Genomic DNA, 15127 nt, shown 5'->3' with positions numbered 1-15127 from the left:
TATGGAACTTGATCTCTGGACTCAGAGCCTCGTCACTGCGATGACTGCATTGTGGACCAAGGTAGCGAATTTCATCCCCAACCTGTTTGGCGCACTGGTGGTGTTGCTGTTGGGGTTCGTCGTGGCCAAGCTGCTCGACACCTTGCTCTCCAAATTACTGGCAAAACTGGGACTAGATCGGCTGATGGGCGGTACCGGTTTGACCAAGCTTTTGTCCCGAGCGGGCCTGCAGGTGCCGATCTCGACCTTGATCGGCAAGATCGTGTATTGGTTCGTTTTGCTGATTTTTTTGGTTTCTGCTGCAGAATCACTTGGCTTGGAAAGAGTTTCGGCTACGCTCGATATGTTGGCGCTGTATTTGCCGAAGGTCTTTGGCGCCGCGCTGGTGTTGCTGGTAGGGGTTTTGTTGGCGCAGTTGGCCAACGGGCTGGTACGCGGCGCAGCAGAGGGCGTAGGTCTGGATTACGCGGCAGGCCTTGGACGTATCGCCCAGGGCTTGGTGATCATCATCAGTATTTCGGTCGCAATCAGTCAGTTGGAGGTCAAAACTGACCTGCTCAACCATGTGATTGTCATCGTTTTGATAACCGTTGGTCTGGCAGTTGCCTTGGCCATGGGGTTGGGAAGCCGGGAAATCGCCGGGCAGATTCTTGCGGGAATTTATGTGCGTGAGTTGTATCAGGTGGGGCAACAAGTGCGTGTTGGCGAGGTCGAAGGGCAGATCGAAGAGATCGGCACGGTTAAAACCACACTGCTGACCGATGAGGGTGAGCTAGTCTCTCTCTCCAATCGGATGATGCTGGAACAGCATGTGAGTAGCCGCTAACCCGGCAAACCCTGCTAATGTATGCCGCCGCAAAAGGCCCGCTAATCCGGGCCGCGGTGGACATTGACCTGACTGTCGGCACTGACTCGTTTTGAATAAAGCCCAATCGCTATCCATGCGCTACGACCCCCGCGAGCTCTCTGATGAGGAGTTGGTCGCGCGCTCGCACACCGAGCTGTTTCACGTAACACGCGCCTATGAAGAGTTGATGCGGCGCTACCAGAGAACCTTATTTAACGTTTGTGCGCGGTATTTAGGGAACGATCGTGACGCAGATGATGTCTGTCAGGAAGTGATGTTGAAGGTGCTGTATGGTTTGAAGAACTTCGAGGGCAAATCGAAGTTCAAGACATGGCTATACAGCATCACGTACAACGAATGCATCACGCAGTATCGGAAGGAACGGCGTAAGCGTCGCTTGATGGACGCGTTGAGTCTCGACCCCCTCGAGGAAGCATCTGATGAGAAGATGCCGAAACCCGAGGATAAGGGTGGACTTGATCGCTGGTTGGTGTATGTGAACCCGATTGACCGGGAAATTCTGGTGCTACGATTTGTCGCAGAGCTGGAATTTCAGGAGATCGCAGACATCATGCACATGGGTTTGAGTGCTACAAAAATGCGTTACAAACGCGCTCTAGATAAATTGCGTGAGAAATTTGCAGGCATTGCTGAAACTTAGTTCAGCGCAAATATCTCTTACGTGTAGGCAAGTTCTGATAGACTTGCCGCCGAGTTGTCCCCCGGTTTGCGGGACTGCTTCACAATCACCAGATGGGGATTTAACGGATGAAACTGAAAAACACCTTGGGCTTTGCCATTGGTTCTTTTATTGCCGCTACTTCGTTCGGCGCGCTGGCACAAGGCCAAGGCGCAGTTGAAATCGAAGGCTTCGCCAAGAAAGAACAGTACGACAGCGCCCGTGATTTCAAAAACAACGGCAACCTGTTCGGCGGTTCGGTTGGTTACTTCCTGACTGACGACGTTGAACTGCGTCTGGCCTACGACGAAGTGCACAACGTACGTTCCGAAGACGGTCGTAACATCAAGGGCTCTGATACCGCTCTGGATGCTCTGTACCACTTCAACAACCCTGGCGACATGATCCGTCCTTACGTCTCCGCCGGTTTCTCCGATCAGAGCATCGGTCAGAACGGCCGTAGCGGTCGTAACGGTTCCACCTTCGCCAACGTTGGCGGCGGTGCCAAACTGTACTTCACCGAGAACTTCTACGCCCGTGCCGGCGTTGAAGCTCAGTACAACATCGACCAGGGCGACACCGAGTGGGCTCCAAGCGTCGGTATCGGCGTGAACTTCGGTGGCGGCTCCAAGCCTGCTGCAGCTCCAGCTCCAGCTCCAGCTGAAGTGTGTGCAGACAGCGATAACGATGGCGTGTGCGACAACGTCGACAAGTGCCCGGACACCCCAGCCAACGTAACTGTTGATGCTGATGGCTGCCCAGCAGTTGCTGAAGTTGTTCGTGTTGAGCTGGACGTGAAATTCGACTTCGACAAGTCGGTAGTCAAGCCTGCCAGCTACGGCGACATCAAAAACCTCGCTGACTTCATGAAGCAGTACCCATCCACCAGCACTACTGTTGAAGGTCACACTGACTCCGTCGGTCCTGACGCTTACAACCAGAAACTGTCCGAGCGTCGTGCAAACGCCGTTAAGCAAGTTCTGACCAACCAGTACGGTGTTGAATCGACCCGCGTTCAGTCCGTTGGTTACGGCGAATCCCGCCCAGTTGCCGATAACGCAACTGATTCGGGCCGCGCTGTAAACCGTCGCGTAGAAGCGCAGGTTGAAGCTGCCGCTAAGTAATTAGCTCGCTGCTCTGAAAAGCCCGGCTTAGGCCGGGCTTTTCTTTGTCTGCGATTTGATGGCTGGTCCGCACATTCCCCTGTGTAAAGGCTAGTTCCCTGGGTGCGAGGAGTACATAAATCCGGGGTAGGAGCTGGCGAAGCCTGCGATCTTTTCGGCGGTCGATGGAAGTGTCGCGGCTGACGCCAGGATCAAAAGATCGCAGGCTGCGGCAGCTCCTACGGTAGACGGGGTGTCCATAAATCCGGCGTAGGAGCTGGCGAAGCCTGCGATCTTTTCGGCGGTCGATGGAAGTGCCGCGGCTGACGCCAGGATCAAAAGATCGCAGCCTGCGGCAGCTCCTACGGTAGACGGGGTGTCCATAAATCCGGCGTAGGAGCTGGCGAAGCCTGCGATCTTTTCAGCGGTCGATGGAAGTGTCGCGGCTGACGCCAGGATCAAAAGATCGCAGCCTGCGGCAGCTCCTACGGTAGACGGGGTGTCCGCAAATCCCGTGTAGGAGCTGGCGAAGCCTGCGATCTTTTCAGCGGTCGATGAGGGTAATACGGTATCTACAGGGCCACGTCTGCGCACCACTCTGCCGCTGGCAGCGATTTTTTGACGTCTTCACAAGCCGCCACAGCGCCAATCACCAGGATAGCCGGGCTTTTCAACTGGAAGGCGAGGGCGTCTTCCTGCATGGCGGTCAGATCGCTCCGACATTCCCTTTGCTGTGGCAGCGAAGCGTTTTCAATCATCGCCACCGGCGTATCGGCCGCCAAGCCGCCGGCCAGCAGTTGCTCGCGAATTTCGCTGAGTTTGGCCACGCCCATGTAGATCACCAGCGTCGTGCCGCCCTGGGCCAGGGCCTGCCAGTTCAGGCTGCTGTCGTCTTGAGTGTGGGCGGTCACCAGGGTTACGCCACGGCTGATGCCGCGCAGTGTCAGCGGGATATTGCATTGCGTCGCTCCGGCCAGGCCGGCGGTGATGCCATTGACCATTTCGACTGCAATCCCGTGGGTCCTGAGCCACTGCGCTTCTTCACCGCCACGGCCGAAAATGCACGGGTCACCGCCTTTGAGCCGCACCACGCATTTATCTTGGCGGGCATAGCGCAACATCAGGCGATGAATGAACTCCTGTGGTGTGGAGCGACAGCCGCCGCGTTTGCCGACGGCAATGATGCGTGCCTGTGGGCAATGGGCCAGGACAGCCTCGTTGACCAGATCATCGATCAGCACCACATCGGCTTCGCCCAGGGCGCGCACCGCTTTGAGGGTCAGCAATTCGGGATCGCCAGGACCTGCGCCCACCAGCCAGACTTTTGCGCTCATGTTCTATTCCTCACGAAGTTACGGCTATCGGTTGGGCAGTAGCGGCCAACAAACGCTTGATTTCCGGTACGCAGGAGCCGCATTGAGTGCCGCAGCCCAGTTCTTGTTTCAAACCATTCAGATCCAGACCGCGCCGGATGCCGGCGCAGACCGCGTTTTGGCTGACGTTTTTGCAGTTGCATAAGGTCTTGTTGGCGGACGGGTCGCTAATCGCGCTACCCGGTGGGGTGCTCAGCGGTGCCAGCAGCCAGCGGCGCAATTGTTCGTCGGCTGTGCCCTCGAGCCACAGGCTTTGCAGCCAATGCCGGGCGAGGGTTTCACCGGCCAGGCGGATGGCGGTGATGCGTCCGCTCTCGATCCGCACTCGCTTGCCAATGGAGCGCCGTGGGTCGTCATAGGCCAGTACGGGTCCTTCGTTAAGCCCCAACTGTTGATCGATATCCCTGAGTAACTGCGGGTCAGGCGCGACGGCGCTGGCAGCGCGTATAAGCAGCGCTGGACGCTCGCGGCCAGTCAGGCTGAGGCTGACGTAGGTAAAGGCCTCACAGAGCGGTCGCAGGGCCTCGAAATGCTCCTGCACGTTGCCTTCGATCAAGGCAAACAGCTGCCAGGGCAGCTGCACCGGTTCGATGCGCACGCCACTGTGTTTGAGTTCCGGTTGTTTGGACAGCGGGTCGAATGCCGGTTGCGTGATGGTGTTGATGCCACCCTTGAGGAAGCGATCGCCCCAGTGCATTGGCAGGAAGGCCTGGCCAGGGCGGACGCTGTCATCGCTACCGACCGCGACGATCAGGTTGCCGCGGCGGCTTTTGAGACTGACCAGATCCCCGGCTTGCAGGCGATGCCGGCGCAATTCGTCGGGGTGCAGGCTCAATATCGCTTCGTTGACGTGGCCGAACAACTGCGCGGCGGTGCCAGTGCGGCTCATGCCGTGCCATTGGTCGCGCAGGCGACCGGTGATCAGGGTCAGCGGGAAGCGCGCGTCGCGCTGCTCCTTGGCGGCGCGGTAGGGGTCGGCAACAAACCGGGCCCGGCCGCTGGCGGTCGGAAAAATCCCGTCGACGTACAGCCGAGGCGTTCCCTCAAGCGCGCCGCCGGGGAAGGGCCATTGCTGCGGGCCGATCCGGTCGAGCAAGGCGTGGCTGATGCCGGACAGGTCGAGGTCACGGTCGCGGGTCAGCTCTTTGTATTCGTCAAAGACCTGCGCCGGATCGTTGAAGGCGAACAGGCTGGGTTGTCCCGGGCGCAGACGTTGTTCCAGGCGTTGAGCGAAATCCACAGTGATGGCCCAGTCCGCCCGTGCTTCGCCGGGTGCGGTAATGGCGCGGCGAACGTGGGAAATACGCCGCTCCGAATTGGTTACCGTGCCTTCCTTCTCGCCCCAGCTGGCAGCAGGCAACAGCAAATCGGCGAACGGCGCGGTTTCGGTGGTGCGGAAGGCTTCCTGCAATACCACGAACGGGCAGGCCTGCAAGGCCTCGCGCACTGCATTTTGATCCGGCAGCGATTGTGCCGGGTTGGTGCAGGCGATCCACAAGGCTTTGATCTTGCCGTTGCGCACCTGTTCGAACAGCTCGATGGCGGTCAGTCCGGGGCTTTCAGGCAGCTGCTCGACACCCCAATAGCTGGCGACTTCCGCACGGTGCTCAGGGTTGGCGGCTTCGCGGTGGCCCGGCAGCAGGTTCGACAGGCTGCCGGTTTCGCGACCGCCCATGGCATTTGGCTGACCGGTCAGAGAGAAAGGTCCGGCGCCCGGCTTGCCGATTTGCCCGGTGGCCAGGTGGAGGTTGATCAGCGCGCTGTTTTTTGCGCTGCCAGCGGTGGACTGGTTGAGCCCCATGCACCACAGCGACAGGAAACTTGGCGAGGTGCCAATCCACTCGACACATTGCTGCAGTTGCTCGGTGCTGATCCCGCATAACTGCGCGACCATCTGTGGTGTGTAATCACGGACCAGGTTTTTCAGCTCGGCCAGGCCTTCGGTGTGGGCCTTGATGAAGTCACGGTCGATCCAGTCTTCCCACAGCAGCAGATGCAAAATCCCATGGAACAGCGCGACATCGGTCCCGGGCAGAATCGCCAGATGCAGGTCCGCCAGCTCACAGGTGTCGGTGCGCCGTGGGTCGATGACGATGACTTTCATCTGCGGCCGGCGATTTTTGGCTTCTTCCAGTCGACGAAACAGCACCGGGTGGGCGTAGGCCATGTTGCTGCCGACGATCATTACGCAATCGCTCAGTTCCAGGTCTTCATAGCTGCACGGCGGGGAATCGGCACCGAGGCTGCGCTTGTAGCCGACCACCGCCGAGGACATGCACAGCCGTGAATTGCTGTCGATATTGTTGGTGCCGACCAGCGCCCGGGCGAGCTTGTTGAAGGCGTAGTAATCCTCGGTCAACAGTTGCCCGGAGATGTAAAACGCCACGCTGTCCGGGCCGTGTTCGTTGATGGTCTCGGCAAATACATTGGCCGCATGATCCAGCGCGGTATCCCAATTGGTGCGGCTGCGGGCCAGACCTTTGCCGAGCCGCAGTTCCGGGTACAGCGCCCGTGCCGTGAGGTCGCCGGTCAGGTGCAGGCTCGCACCTTTGCTGCACAATTTGCCGAAGTTGGCCGGGTGCGTCGGGTCGCCGCTGACGCCGAGGATCTGCTCGCCATCATGCTCGATCAACACACCGCAACCGACCCCGCAGTAACAGCAGGTCGAGGCGGTCGTCTGGCGGTTCATCAGACTGCGTCCCGCAATGCCAGCATCACCCGGCCATTTTCCACTCGGGCCTGATGATGGTGGGCGCAGCCGATGTCCGGGGCCTGGGCTTCGCCGGATTCGAGATCGATCTGCCAATTGTGCAGCGGGCACGCGACCCGCTTGCCGTAGATCAAACCTTGAGAGAGCGGGCCGCCCTTGTGCGGGCAACGGTCATCCAGCGCGAAAACCTCGTCATCGCTGGTGCGAAAGATCGCTATATCGCCTTTCGGGCCGCGAATGACCCGCGAGCCGAGGGCATTGATTTCTTCCAGGGCGCAGATATCCAGCCAGTTCATGCCAGCACCTCCAGCTGTTTCACCACGATGGTGTCGAACTCTTTCTTCAGCAGCGGCTGTTCCAGACGTTCCTTCCACGGGTCCTGTTCGAACGACAAGGAAAATTGCAGGCGCTCATTGAGGGCCTTGCGTCGTAGCGGATCTTCCAGCACGGCTTTCTTGATGTGCTCCATGCCGACCCGCTGCAGGTAGTGCACGGTGCGCTCGAGGTAGAAGGCTTCTTCGCGATACAGCTGCAGGAAGGCGCCGTTGTACTCGCGCACTTCTTCGGCGGTTTTCAGCTTGACGAAGAACTCCGCCACCTCGGTCTTGATCCCGCCATTGCCGCCGATGTACATCTCCCAGCCGGAGTCCACGCCGATGATGCCGACGTCCTTGATCCCGGCTTCCGAGCAGTTCCGTGGGCAGCCAGAGACTGCCAGCTTGACCTTGTGCGGCGACCACATGTTGAACAGGTCATGTTCCAGCTCGATCCCCAGTTGGGTCGAGTTCTGCGTGCCGAAGCGGCAGAACTCGCTGCCGACGCAGGTTTTCACGGTGCGGATGGATTTTCCGTAGGCGTGGCCGGACGGCATGTCGAGGTCTTTCCAGACACCCGGCAAGTCGTCCTTCTTGATCCCCAGCAAGTCGATGCGCTGGCCGCCGGTGACCTTGACCATCGGCACGTTGTACTTGTCCGCCACATCGGCGATGCGCCGCAACTCGGAAGGGTTGGTGACGCCGCCCCACATCCGCGGAACCACCGAATAGGTGCCGTCTTTCTGGATGTTGGCGTGGGCCCGTTCGTTGATCAGGCGCGACTGCGGGTCATCCTTGGCTTCGCCGGGCCAGGTGGAAATCAGGTAGTAGTTCAGCGCCGGACGGCAGGTGGCGCAGCCGTTCGGGGTGCGCCAGTTCAGGTAACCCATGGTTCCGGCGATGGTTAGCAGATGCTGTTCGCGGATCGCCTGGCGAATCTGCCCATGGTTGAGGTCGCTGCAGCCACAGATGGCTTTTTCGCTTTTCGGTTTGACGTCCGCCGCGCCGCCGACGGTATTGATCAGGATCTGCTCCACCAGGCCGGCGCAGGAACCGCAGGAGCTGGCGGCTTTGGTGTGCTTCTTGACGTCGTCGACGCTGAACAGGCCGTGTTCCTGAATCGCCTTGACGATGGTGCCTTTGCACACGCCGTTGCAGCCGCAGACTTCGGCCGTGTCGGCCATGCTCATGGCTTTGTCCTGGCCTTGGTGGCCGACGTCACCGAGGGCGTTTTCACCGAACATCAGGTGGTCACGGATTTCGCCGATGCCATGGCTCTCGCGGATCTGCCGGAAGTACCAGCCGCCGTCGGCGGTGTCGCCGTACAGGCAGGCACCGACCAGCACGTCATCCTTGATCACCAGCTTCTTGTAGACGCCGCCGATGGGGTCGGAAAGGGTGATGGTTTCAGTGCCTTCGCCACCCATGAAGTCGCCAGCGGAGAACAGGTCGATGCCGGTGACTTTCAGTTTGGTTGAAGTCACCGAGCCCTTGTAGGTAGCGAAGCCCAGTTGCGCGAGGTGGTTGGCGCAGACCTTGGCTTGTTCGAACAGCGGCGCGACCAGGCCGTAGGCGATACCGCGGTGGCTGGCGCATTCGCCGATTGCATAGATGCGCGGGTCGTAGGTTTGCAGGGTGTCATTGACCAGGATCCCGCGGTTGCAGGGAATGCCGGATTTTTCCGCGAGTTCGGTGTTTGGGCGAATGCCGGCGGCCATCACCACCAGGTCGGCGGGGATGATATCGCCGTTCTTGAATTGCACCGAGCCGACCCGACCGTTGCCAGCGTCGTGCAAGGCCTGGGTCTGTTCGCACAGGCGAAAGTTCAGGCCGCGGCTTTCCAGGGCGCTTTGCAGCAGTTGGCCGCTGGTTTTATCCAGTTGCCGCTCCAGCAGCCATTCGCCGATGTGCACCACGGTCACGTGCATGCCGCGCAGCATCAGGCCGTTTGCGGCCTCCAGGCCGAGCAGGCCGCCACCGATGACCACCGCATGCTTGTGGGTCTTGGCGGTGTCGATCATCGCCTGGGTGTCGGCGATGTCGCGGTAGCCGATCACGCCCTGCAAGGTATTGCCCGGAATCGGCAGAATGAAAGGCGTCGAGCCGGTGGCGATCAACAGGCGATCGTATTCGGCCTCGGTGCCGTCTTCGGCAATCACCCGACGCTTGACCCGGTCGATCTCCACCACTTTGCGGTTGAGCAGCAACTTGATGTTGTTTTCCAGGTACCAGCTCAGGTCGTTGAGCACGATCTCTTCGAAGGTCTGCTCACCGGCCAGTACCGGCGACAGCAGGATGCGGTTGTAGTTGGTATGGGGTTCGGCGCCGAAGACCGTGATGTCGTACAGCTCGTTACTCAGCTTGAGCAGCTCTTCCAGGGTGCGCACCCCGGCCATGCCGTTGCCGATCATCACCAGTTTGAGTTTTTTCATAAAGATCTCCGGGGAGCTCAGGCCTGCCTCATCAGGGCGGTCAGGCTGGCTCGACAAATTCTGCGCAAACAAAAAAAGGCATCCCGCTAGTGAGCTAGCGAGGACGCCTTTGTCCTGATCCCGTTCTCTCGGGAAGCGCACCCTTCATCGTTGAAGGTTGGGCTATATGTCTGTTGAGAGAGGTAATGCAGTGGTTGTGCCAAGTTTCGCGAAGAGGCGGTTTAATTGGGGTTTGAGGTTGAAAGATTTGTCCGGGAGGGATTTATTGCACCAATTCAAGGCGTGTTGCCCGCTTTTAAGGCGCAAGGCAGAGTTACCTTTGGCGTAATTCAGATCGCCAAGATCGCAGCCTGCGGCAGCTCGCCATATCAGGTGTACGCAAAAACTGTAGGAGCTGCCGCAGGCTGCGATCTTTTTGGGGCGGTGAGATTTCAGCCATGAAACACCCAATACAGCAGCACCAGATTAATCAACAACGACACCAGCGCCAAAGTTCGCCAAACCTTCAGCGGCTCTCGTTCCAGTAGCGGCCTGGGCCGCACGCTCAAACTGCGGCGCTCGCCCTGTTCCAGTAGCAGCAGCCACTCCTCGGCAGTTTCAAAGCGTTGCTCCGGATCGGCGGCAACCGAACGTTCCAGGCTTTGCGCCAGCCAGTCCGGCAGGTCCGGTCGATAGCGACTGGCACTGACGGGCAGGCCGAAACGCGGCCGTTGAAAGGCTTCGACTTCTCCATAGGGATAATGCCCGGTGAGCAGAAAATACAGCGTCACGCCCACCGCATACAGGTCCTGTTGCGCCGTTGGCGCATCACCATTGAAAGCTTCCGGGGCAATGTAGCTCGGGGTTCCCGGCAGCAAGTGCGCCTGGTCTTCCGAAAGTCCGGGGCAATACGCCAGGCCGAAATCCAGCAAACGCAATTCTCCGTCTTCACTCAACAGCAGGTTTTCCGGTTTGATATCGCGGTGCAGGATTTGCCGTCGATGCAGCATGCCCACTGCCCGCAGCAGCCGTTCGGCCAGTTCCTGCCATTGCGCCAGGGGTAGCGGGCCGCTTTGCGCGAACAACTCGGCCAGGGTCGAGCCGGGGTATTGGCGCATCACGTAGTACAGGTGCTGACGCTGACTGGCGGCATGCACTTCGGGAAAATGCCGGCCGGCGACCCGCTTCAGGAACCATTCCTCCGACAGCAGGCCTTGCCCGGCCTGAGTGTCGTCATGCAGGTGCGCGGGCAGAGTCTTCAGTAGCCAGGGTTGCTGCTGGGCATCACGAACCCGGTAGAGCAGAGACTGCTGGCTCTGTCCGAGCAACGCCTCGACCTGCCAGCCTTCGAACCACTGGCCGGGCTTCAGTGCTGGTGGCAGCGGCCATTGCTGCAAGTGGATCAACGCATCGCCAATGGTCGCCTCGCCGAGGGCGTCGACCCGTACCAGCAAGGCGCTGGCATTGTCCTGGCTGCCCGCCAGGTGTGCAGCATTGACCAGCGTCTGCGCGGCGCTGTCGAGGTTGGGCTGATCGCGCAGGATCGCGCTGATCGCCGTGTCGCCGAGTACCGCCCAGATGCCGTCGCTGAGCATGACGAAGCTCTCGCCCAAACGCAGTTCACTGTCGAGGAAGTCCAGCACCAGGTGCTGATCAAGACCCAATGCGCGCTTGAGCACATGCTGCATGCCCGGTTGCTCCCAGACATGATCTTCGGTGATGCGCTGCAACTCTCCAGCGTACCAGCGATAGACCCGGCAATCGCCGACATGGGCCAGGGTGAAGCGCTGCCCTCGCAGCACCAAGGCGCTGACGGTGGTCAGCAAGGGCAGCCCGCCACCGTTGGCCTGCAGCCAGCGATTCTGTGCCAGTAACAACCGGTCCAGGGCCTGCGCCACCCCCCAGGTTTCCGGGGTGGCGTAGTAGTCCAGTGCCAATGCCTGCAAGGTCGAACGAGCGGCGAGGCCACCGTCGGCGCACTGGCTGACGCCGTCAGCGATGGCGAACAGATAACCTTTGCTGGCGGCCAGCGCCGGGGTTGGCGTGACCAGGCGCAGGGCGTCCTGGTTTTCCTCCCGCGGGCCGATGGCGCTGGCTTGGGCGAAGCTCAGTTGCAGGCTCATTGATTACTCAGACCCGAGCAGCGGTCACCGCCGCCGAACCCCAGGTGGTTCTCCAGCGACGCTTGACGCCGTGCAGGCCGAACCAGGCTAGTACGCCGAGGCTGGCGAACAGCCAGAGGGCCAGCTGATAGCTGCCGGTGCTTTGTTTGATTGCACCCATGCCGGCCGCCAGAGCGAAGCCGCCGATGCCGCCAGCCATGCCGATCAGGCCGGTCATCACGCCGATCTCCCGACGGAAACGCTGCGGTACCAATTGGAAGACCGCGCCATTACCGGCACCCAGACCCAGCATAGTGCAGACGAACAGGGCGAGGGCGGCGTAGGAGCTCGGCAGGTTGAAGCCCACCGCGGTAATGCAGATCGCCGCGACGGTGTACATGCCGAGCAAGGTGCGAATGCCGCCAAAGCGATCGGCCAGGGCGCCACCCAACGGACGCATCAGGCTGCCACCGAAGACGCAGGCAGCAGTGTAATAGCCGGCGGTCACCGGGCTCAGGCCGTATTGGTCGTTGAAGTAGCCGGGCAGGGCGCTGGCCAGGCCGATAAAGCCGCCGAAGGTTACGCTGTAGAAGAACATGAACCACCAGCTGTCGCGGTCGCCCAACGCCTTGAAGTAGTCAGTCATGGATTTGGGTTTTGGCCGCTCCGGAGCGTTTTTCGCCAGCCAGGCAAAGACGATCAGGGTCAGGATCAGCGGGATCAGCGCGAACCCGAACACATTGCTCCAGCCAAATGCGGCGGCGAGCACCGGGGCGATCAACGCCGCCAGTACCGTGCCGGAGTTGCCCGCACCGGCAATGCCCATGGCCTTGCCTTGATGCTGCGGCGGATACCATTGCGAGGCCAGGGGCAGGGCGACCGCGAACGAAGCACCAGCCACGCCGAGAAACAGACCGAGGACCAAGGCCTGTTCATAGCTGTGAATGCCCAGTTTCCAGGCACCGAACAGCGCGCAGATAACGATCACCTGGCCGATCAGACCGGCGATTTTGGGTGACAGGCGATCAGCCAGCAAGCCCATCAAAAAGCGCAGAATGGCACCGGCCAGAATCGGCGTGGCCACTACCATGCCACGTTGCTGGGTGGTCAGTTGCAGGTCGGTGGCGATCTGCACCGCCAAAGGGCCGAGCAGGTACCAAACCATGAAGCTCAGGTCGAAGTAGAGGAAGGCCGCGAACAATGTCGGGGTATGGCCGGATTTCCAGAAGCTTGAATTCATCGCGCACCTCAGCTGTAAAGAGTCTCGAAAGGAGTCATGAGCTTTCAAGTGGAGCGCCTGTGACAGCCGCACCACCGGTCCCGGGCTATGGGGCCAAAACGAAAAAACGCCGCAACCCGATGTGCTAATGCCAAAGGGTGTGCGACGTCGTTGTCGTAGGTGGGGCAACCGCCGTTGGTTACCTGTAAGGATTGATTTGCAAGAGCCGCGCCAGAGTTTGATTTTTTTGGTGTGGCCAAAAAGATCGCAGCCTGCGGCAGCTCCTACGCCGATCCGGTCCACCCACAAAATTGCGGGTGCCAGAGATCCCGTAGGAGCTGCCGCAGGCTGCGATCTTTAACGGTTTTCCAGACGCTGCAGAACTTCAGCCCAGCAATTCGCTCATGGCAATAATCTGCTCGGCCACCTGAATCAGCTTCTGCTGGCGGCTCATGGCCTGGCGGCGCATCAGGGTGTAGGCCTCTTCTTCCTTGCAGTCCTTCATCTTCATCAGCAAGCCCTTGGCCAGCTCGATGCGCTTGCGTTCGGCCAGTTGCTGGTCTCGGGCCTGGAGTTGCGCGCGCAAGGCCTGGTCGCTTTCAAAGCGAGCCATGGCCACGTCGAGGATCGGTTGCAGGCGCGCGGCGAGGATGCCTTCGACGATGTAGGCGCTGACCCCGGACTTGATGGCCTGACGCATCACGTCCGGGTCATGTTCGTCGGTAAACATGACGATCGGTCGTGGCTGGTCGCGGCTGACCAGCACCACTTGCTCCATCACATCGCGGCTCGGTGACTCGGTATCGATCAAAATCACATCCGGACGCACCGTTTCGACGCGTGCCGGCAGGTCGATGGTCAGGCCGGACTCGTCAATCACTTCAAACCCGGCTTCGGTCAGGGCCGCCTTGAGCCGGCCGACTTTTTTCGCGGTGTCGTTGATCAGCAGGATACGCAACATATTCGCAGTCTCCTGTCAGCGGCTGGCGAGAAGGGCGCAGGAGTCGGTCATGGCGTGCAATTTGAAGCCGCGGGCATAACCGACCGGATCGGAACCGTCCCAGATCTTGCCGTCGATCAATTGGCTGCTGCGCATCGTTTCGCCAGAGTGGCCGACACCCACCGCGCTCGCTGCCTCGCGGTACAGCTCGAGTTGCTGGACCTGGCGGGCGACGCCGAGGTAGTCCGGGTCGTCGCGCAACAAGCCCCAACGGCGGAATTGGGTCATGAACCACATGCCGTCGGACAGGTAGGGCAGATTGACCTCGCCGGCGCCATGGAAGCGCAGGGCGTGGGGGTCTTGCCAGCGATTGCCGAGGCCGTCGGTGTAGTCGCCGAGCAGTCGCGGCTGGATGCAGTCCAGGGGCGCATCCAGGTACTCGCGGGCGCTCAACAGTTGGGCGGTGCTTTGGCGGTTCTCGGTGCTCTGTTCGATAAAGCGACTGGCTTCGAGGATCGCCATGACCAGCGCACGGGCGGCATTAGGGTACTGCTCGACAAACGCCCGGGTGCAGCCCAGGACTTTTTCTGGATGGTCGGGCCAGATGGTTTGGGTGGTGGCGATGGTGAAGCCCAGTTCCTGGCGCACCGCGCTGGCGCTCCAGGGCTCGCCGACACAAAAGCCATCGATGCGCCCGGCCTGCAGGTGCGCAACCATCTGCGGCGGTGGCACGACTACGCTGTCGACATCCTGCAGCGGATGGATGCCCTGGCTGGCCAGCCAGTAATAGAGCCACATGGCGTGGGTGCCGGTGGGGAAGGTCTGGGCGAAGGTCAGCTTTGCGCGACTTTGGTGCACGTGTTGATCCAGCGCTTCAGGACCGGTCACGCCACGGGCTTGCAGGCCGTGGGACAGGTTGATGCTTTGGCCGTTCTGGTTCAGACCCATAAGCACCGCCATATCGGTAGCAGCGACGCCGCCGATGCCCAGGTGCACGGCGTAGATCAAGCCATAAAGACTGTGGGCCGCATCCAGTTCACCGCTGACCAGCTTGTCCCGCAGGTTGGCCCAGGAGGATTGGCGCTTCAGATTCAACGTCAGGCCATAGGGCTGGGCGAAGCCCTGGGTGGCCGCGACCACCACCGAAGCGCAATCGCTCAGGGCCATGAAGCCAAGGTTGATTGCGTTCTTTTCCGGAGCATCGCTGCCATTGACCCAGGCCAGTGGGCCTGCTGGAAATTCATTCATCAAGTGTGCACCTTCCATAAAAAAGCGTCGTACCCGGGTCTCTTGTCAGAGCAAAGCCTTGGTGACGACGCCATTGTCCTTCGACCCATCCCGCCGTTGGCATGAGTGCTGATGCAATCGGTGGTGCAAGGCATATGCCATTAACCGCAGATTTCATCGAGTGCCTCGCTTGCAGCACCGT

General features: G+C 60.4%; 11 protein-coding genes. 3 read left to right on the top strand and 8 right to left on the bottom strand.

Going from position 1 to position 15127, the window contains the following annotated elements; all coding sequences use genetic code 11:
* The first annotated feature begins 1 nt into the window (after position 1).
* The 3 genes from ACA064_RS21730 to ACA064_RS21720 all read left to right on the top strand — a co-directional run bounded on the left by ACA064_RS21730 (position 2) and on the right by ACA064_RS21720 (position 2650).
* Entirely contained in the window at positions 2–826 is an 825-nt protein-coding gene (locus tag ACA064_RS21730; protein WP_497669965.1) for a mechanosensitive ion channel family protein, read from the top strand.
* Positions 827–917: 91 nt separating this feature from the next.
* Entirely contained in the window at positions 918–1508 is a 591-nt protein-coding gene (gene sigX / locus ACA064_RS21725) for an RNA polymerase sigma factor SigX (RefSeq protein ID WP_497669964.1), read from the top strand.
* A gap of 107 nt (positions 1509–1615) precedes the next feature.
* Positions 1616–2650, top strand: coding sequence for an OmpA family protein (locus ACA064_RS21720; RefSeq protein ID WP_497669963.1), 1035 nt, complete (start codon positions 1616–1618; stop codon positions 2648–2650).
* 551 nt (positions 2651–3201) lie between these two features.
* On the opposite strand, the gene cobA is transcribed toward ACA064_RS21720, so the two are convergent.
* The 8 genes from cobA to ACA064_RS21680 form a co-directional block, all read right to left on the bottom strand.
* Positions 3202–3963: a uroporphyrinogen-III C-methyltransferase gene (cobA, locus tag ACA064_RS21715; protein ID WP_497669962.1), complete on the bottom strand. Its 762-nt coding sequence runs from the start codon at positions 3961–3963 to the stop codon at positions 3202–3204.
* 10 nt (positions 3964–3973) lie between these two features.
* A complete protein-coding gene (locus ACA064_RS21710; protein ID WP_497669961.1) occupies positions 3974–6691 on the bottom strand; it encodes a nitrate reductase in 2718 nt (905 codons plus the stop codon).
* Positions 6691–7008: a nitrite reductase small subunit NirD gene (nirD, locus tag ACA064_RS21705; RefSeq protein WP_150642816.1), complete on the bottom strand. Its 318-nt coding sequence runs from the start codon at positions 7006–7008 to the stop codon at positions 6691–6693. The genes ACA064_RS21710 and nirD overlap by 1 nt, the downstream gene beginning before the upstream one ends.
* Positions 7005–9458: a nitrite reductase large subunit NirB gene (gene nirB / locus ACA064_RS21700; RefSeq protein ID WP_497669960.1), complete on the bottom strand. Its 2454-nt coding sequence runs from the start codon at positions 9456–9458 to the stop codon at positions 7005–7007. The genes nirD and nirB overlap by 4 nt, the downstream gene beginning before the upstream one ends.
* A 431-nt stretch (positions 9459–9889) precedes the next feature.
* A complete protein-coding gene (locus ACA064_RS21695; RefSeq protein WP_497669959.1) occupies positions 9890–11560 on the bottom strand; it encodes a bifunctional protein-serine/threonine kinase/phosphatase in 1671 nt (556 codons plus the stop codon).
* Positions 11561–11567: 7 nt separating this feature from the next.
* Entirely contained in the window at positions 11568–12779 is a 1212-nt protein-coding gene (locus ACA064_RS21690) for a nitrate/nitrite transporter (protein ID WP_497669958.1), read from the bottom strand.
* Between the two features lie 364 nt (positions 12780–13143).
* Positions 13144–13719, bottom strand: coding sequence for an ANTAR domain-containing response regulator (locus tag ACA064_RS21685; protein WP_150642820.1), 576 nt, complete (start codon positions 13717–13719; stop codon positions 13144–13146).
* A 15-nt stretch (positions 13720–13734) separates the two neighbouring features.
* Positions 13735–14946 (bottom strand): CmpA/NrtA family ABC transporter substrate-binding protein, encoded by a 1212-nt coding sequence (locus ACA064_RS21680; RefSeq protein ID WP_497669957.1) that lies wholly within the window; start codon positions 14944–14946, stop codon positions 13735–13737.
* Between the last annotated feature and the right edge of the window lie 181 nt (positions 14947–15127).

The sequence above is a fragment of the Pseudomonas sp. LBUM1658 genome (assembly GCF_059716055.1).
The sequence above is the reverse complement of the archived record's forward strand: the minus strand, read 5'-3'. Positions and strand labels throughout refer to the sequence as shown.

Coding starts and splice junctions, on each gene's coding strand:
- nirB (WP_497669960.1), bottom strand. CDS start 9,458: ATGAAAAAACTCAAACTGGTGATGATCGGCAACGGCATGGCCGGGGTG.
- nirD (WP_150642816.1), bottom strand. CDS start 7,008: ATGAACTGGCTGGATATCTGCGCCCTGGAAGAAATCAATGCCCTCGGC.
- ACA064_RS21690 (WP_497669958.1), bottom strand. CDS start 12,779: ATGAATTCAAGCTTCTGGAAATCCGGCCATACCCCGACATTGTTCGCG.
- ACA064_RS21685 (WP_150642820.1), bottom strand. CDS start 13,719: ATGTTGCGTATCCTGCTGATCAACGACACCGCGAAAAAAGTCGGCCGG.
- ACA064_RS21720 (WP_497669963.1), top strand. CDS start 1,616: ATGAAACTGAAAAACACCTTGGGCTTTGCCATTGGTTCTTTTATTGCC.
- ACA064_RS21695 (WP_497669959.1), bottom strand. CDS start 11,560: ATGAGCCTGCAACTGAGCTTCGCCCAAGCCAGCGCCATCGGCCCGCGG.
- ACA064_RS21680 (WP_497669957.1), bottom strand. CDS start 14,946: ATGAATGAATTTCCAGCAGGCCCACTGGCCTGGGTCAATGGCAGCGAT.
- cobA (WP_497669962.1), bottom strand. CDS start 3,963: ATGAGCGCAAAAGTCTGGCTGGTGGGCGCAGGTCCTGGCGATCCCGAA.
- ACA064_RS21710 (WP_497669961.1), bottom strand. CDS start 6,691: ATGAACCGCCAGACGACCGCCTCGACCTGCTGTTACTGCGGGGTCGGT.
- ACA064_RS21730 (WP_497669965.1), top strand. CDS start 2: ATGGAACTTGATCTCTGGACTCAGAGCCTCGTCACTGCGATGACTGCA.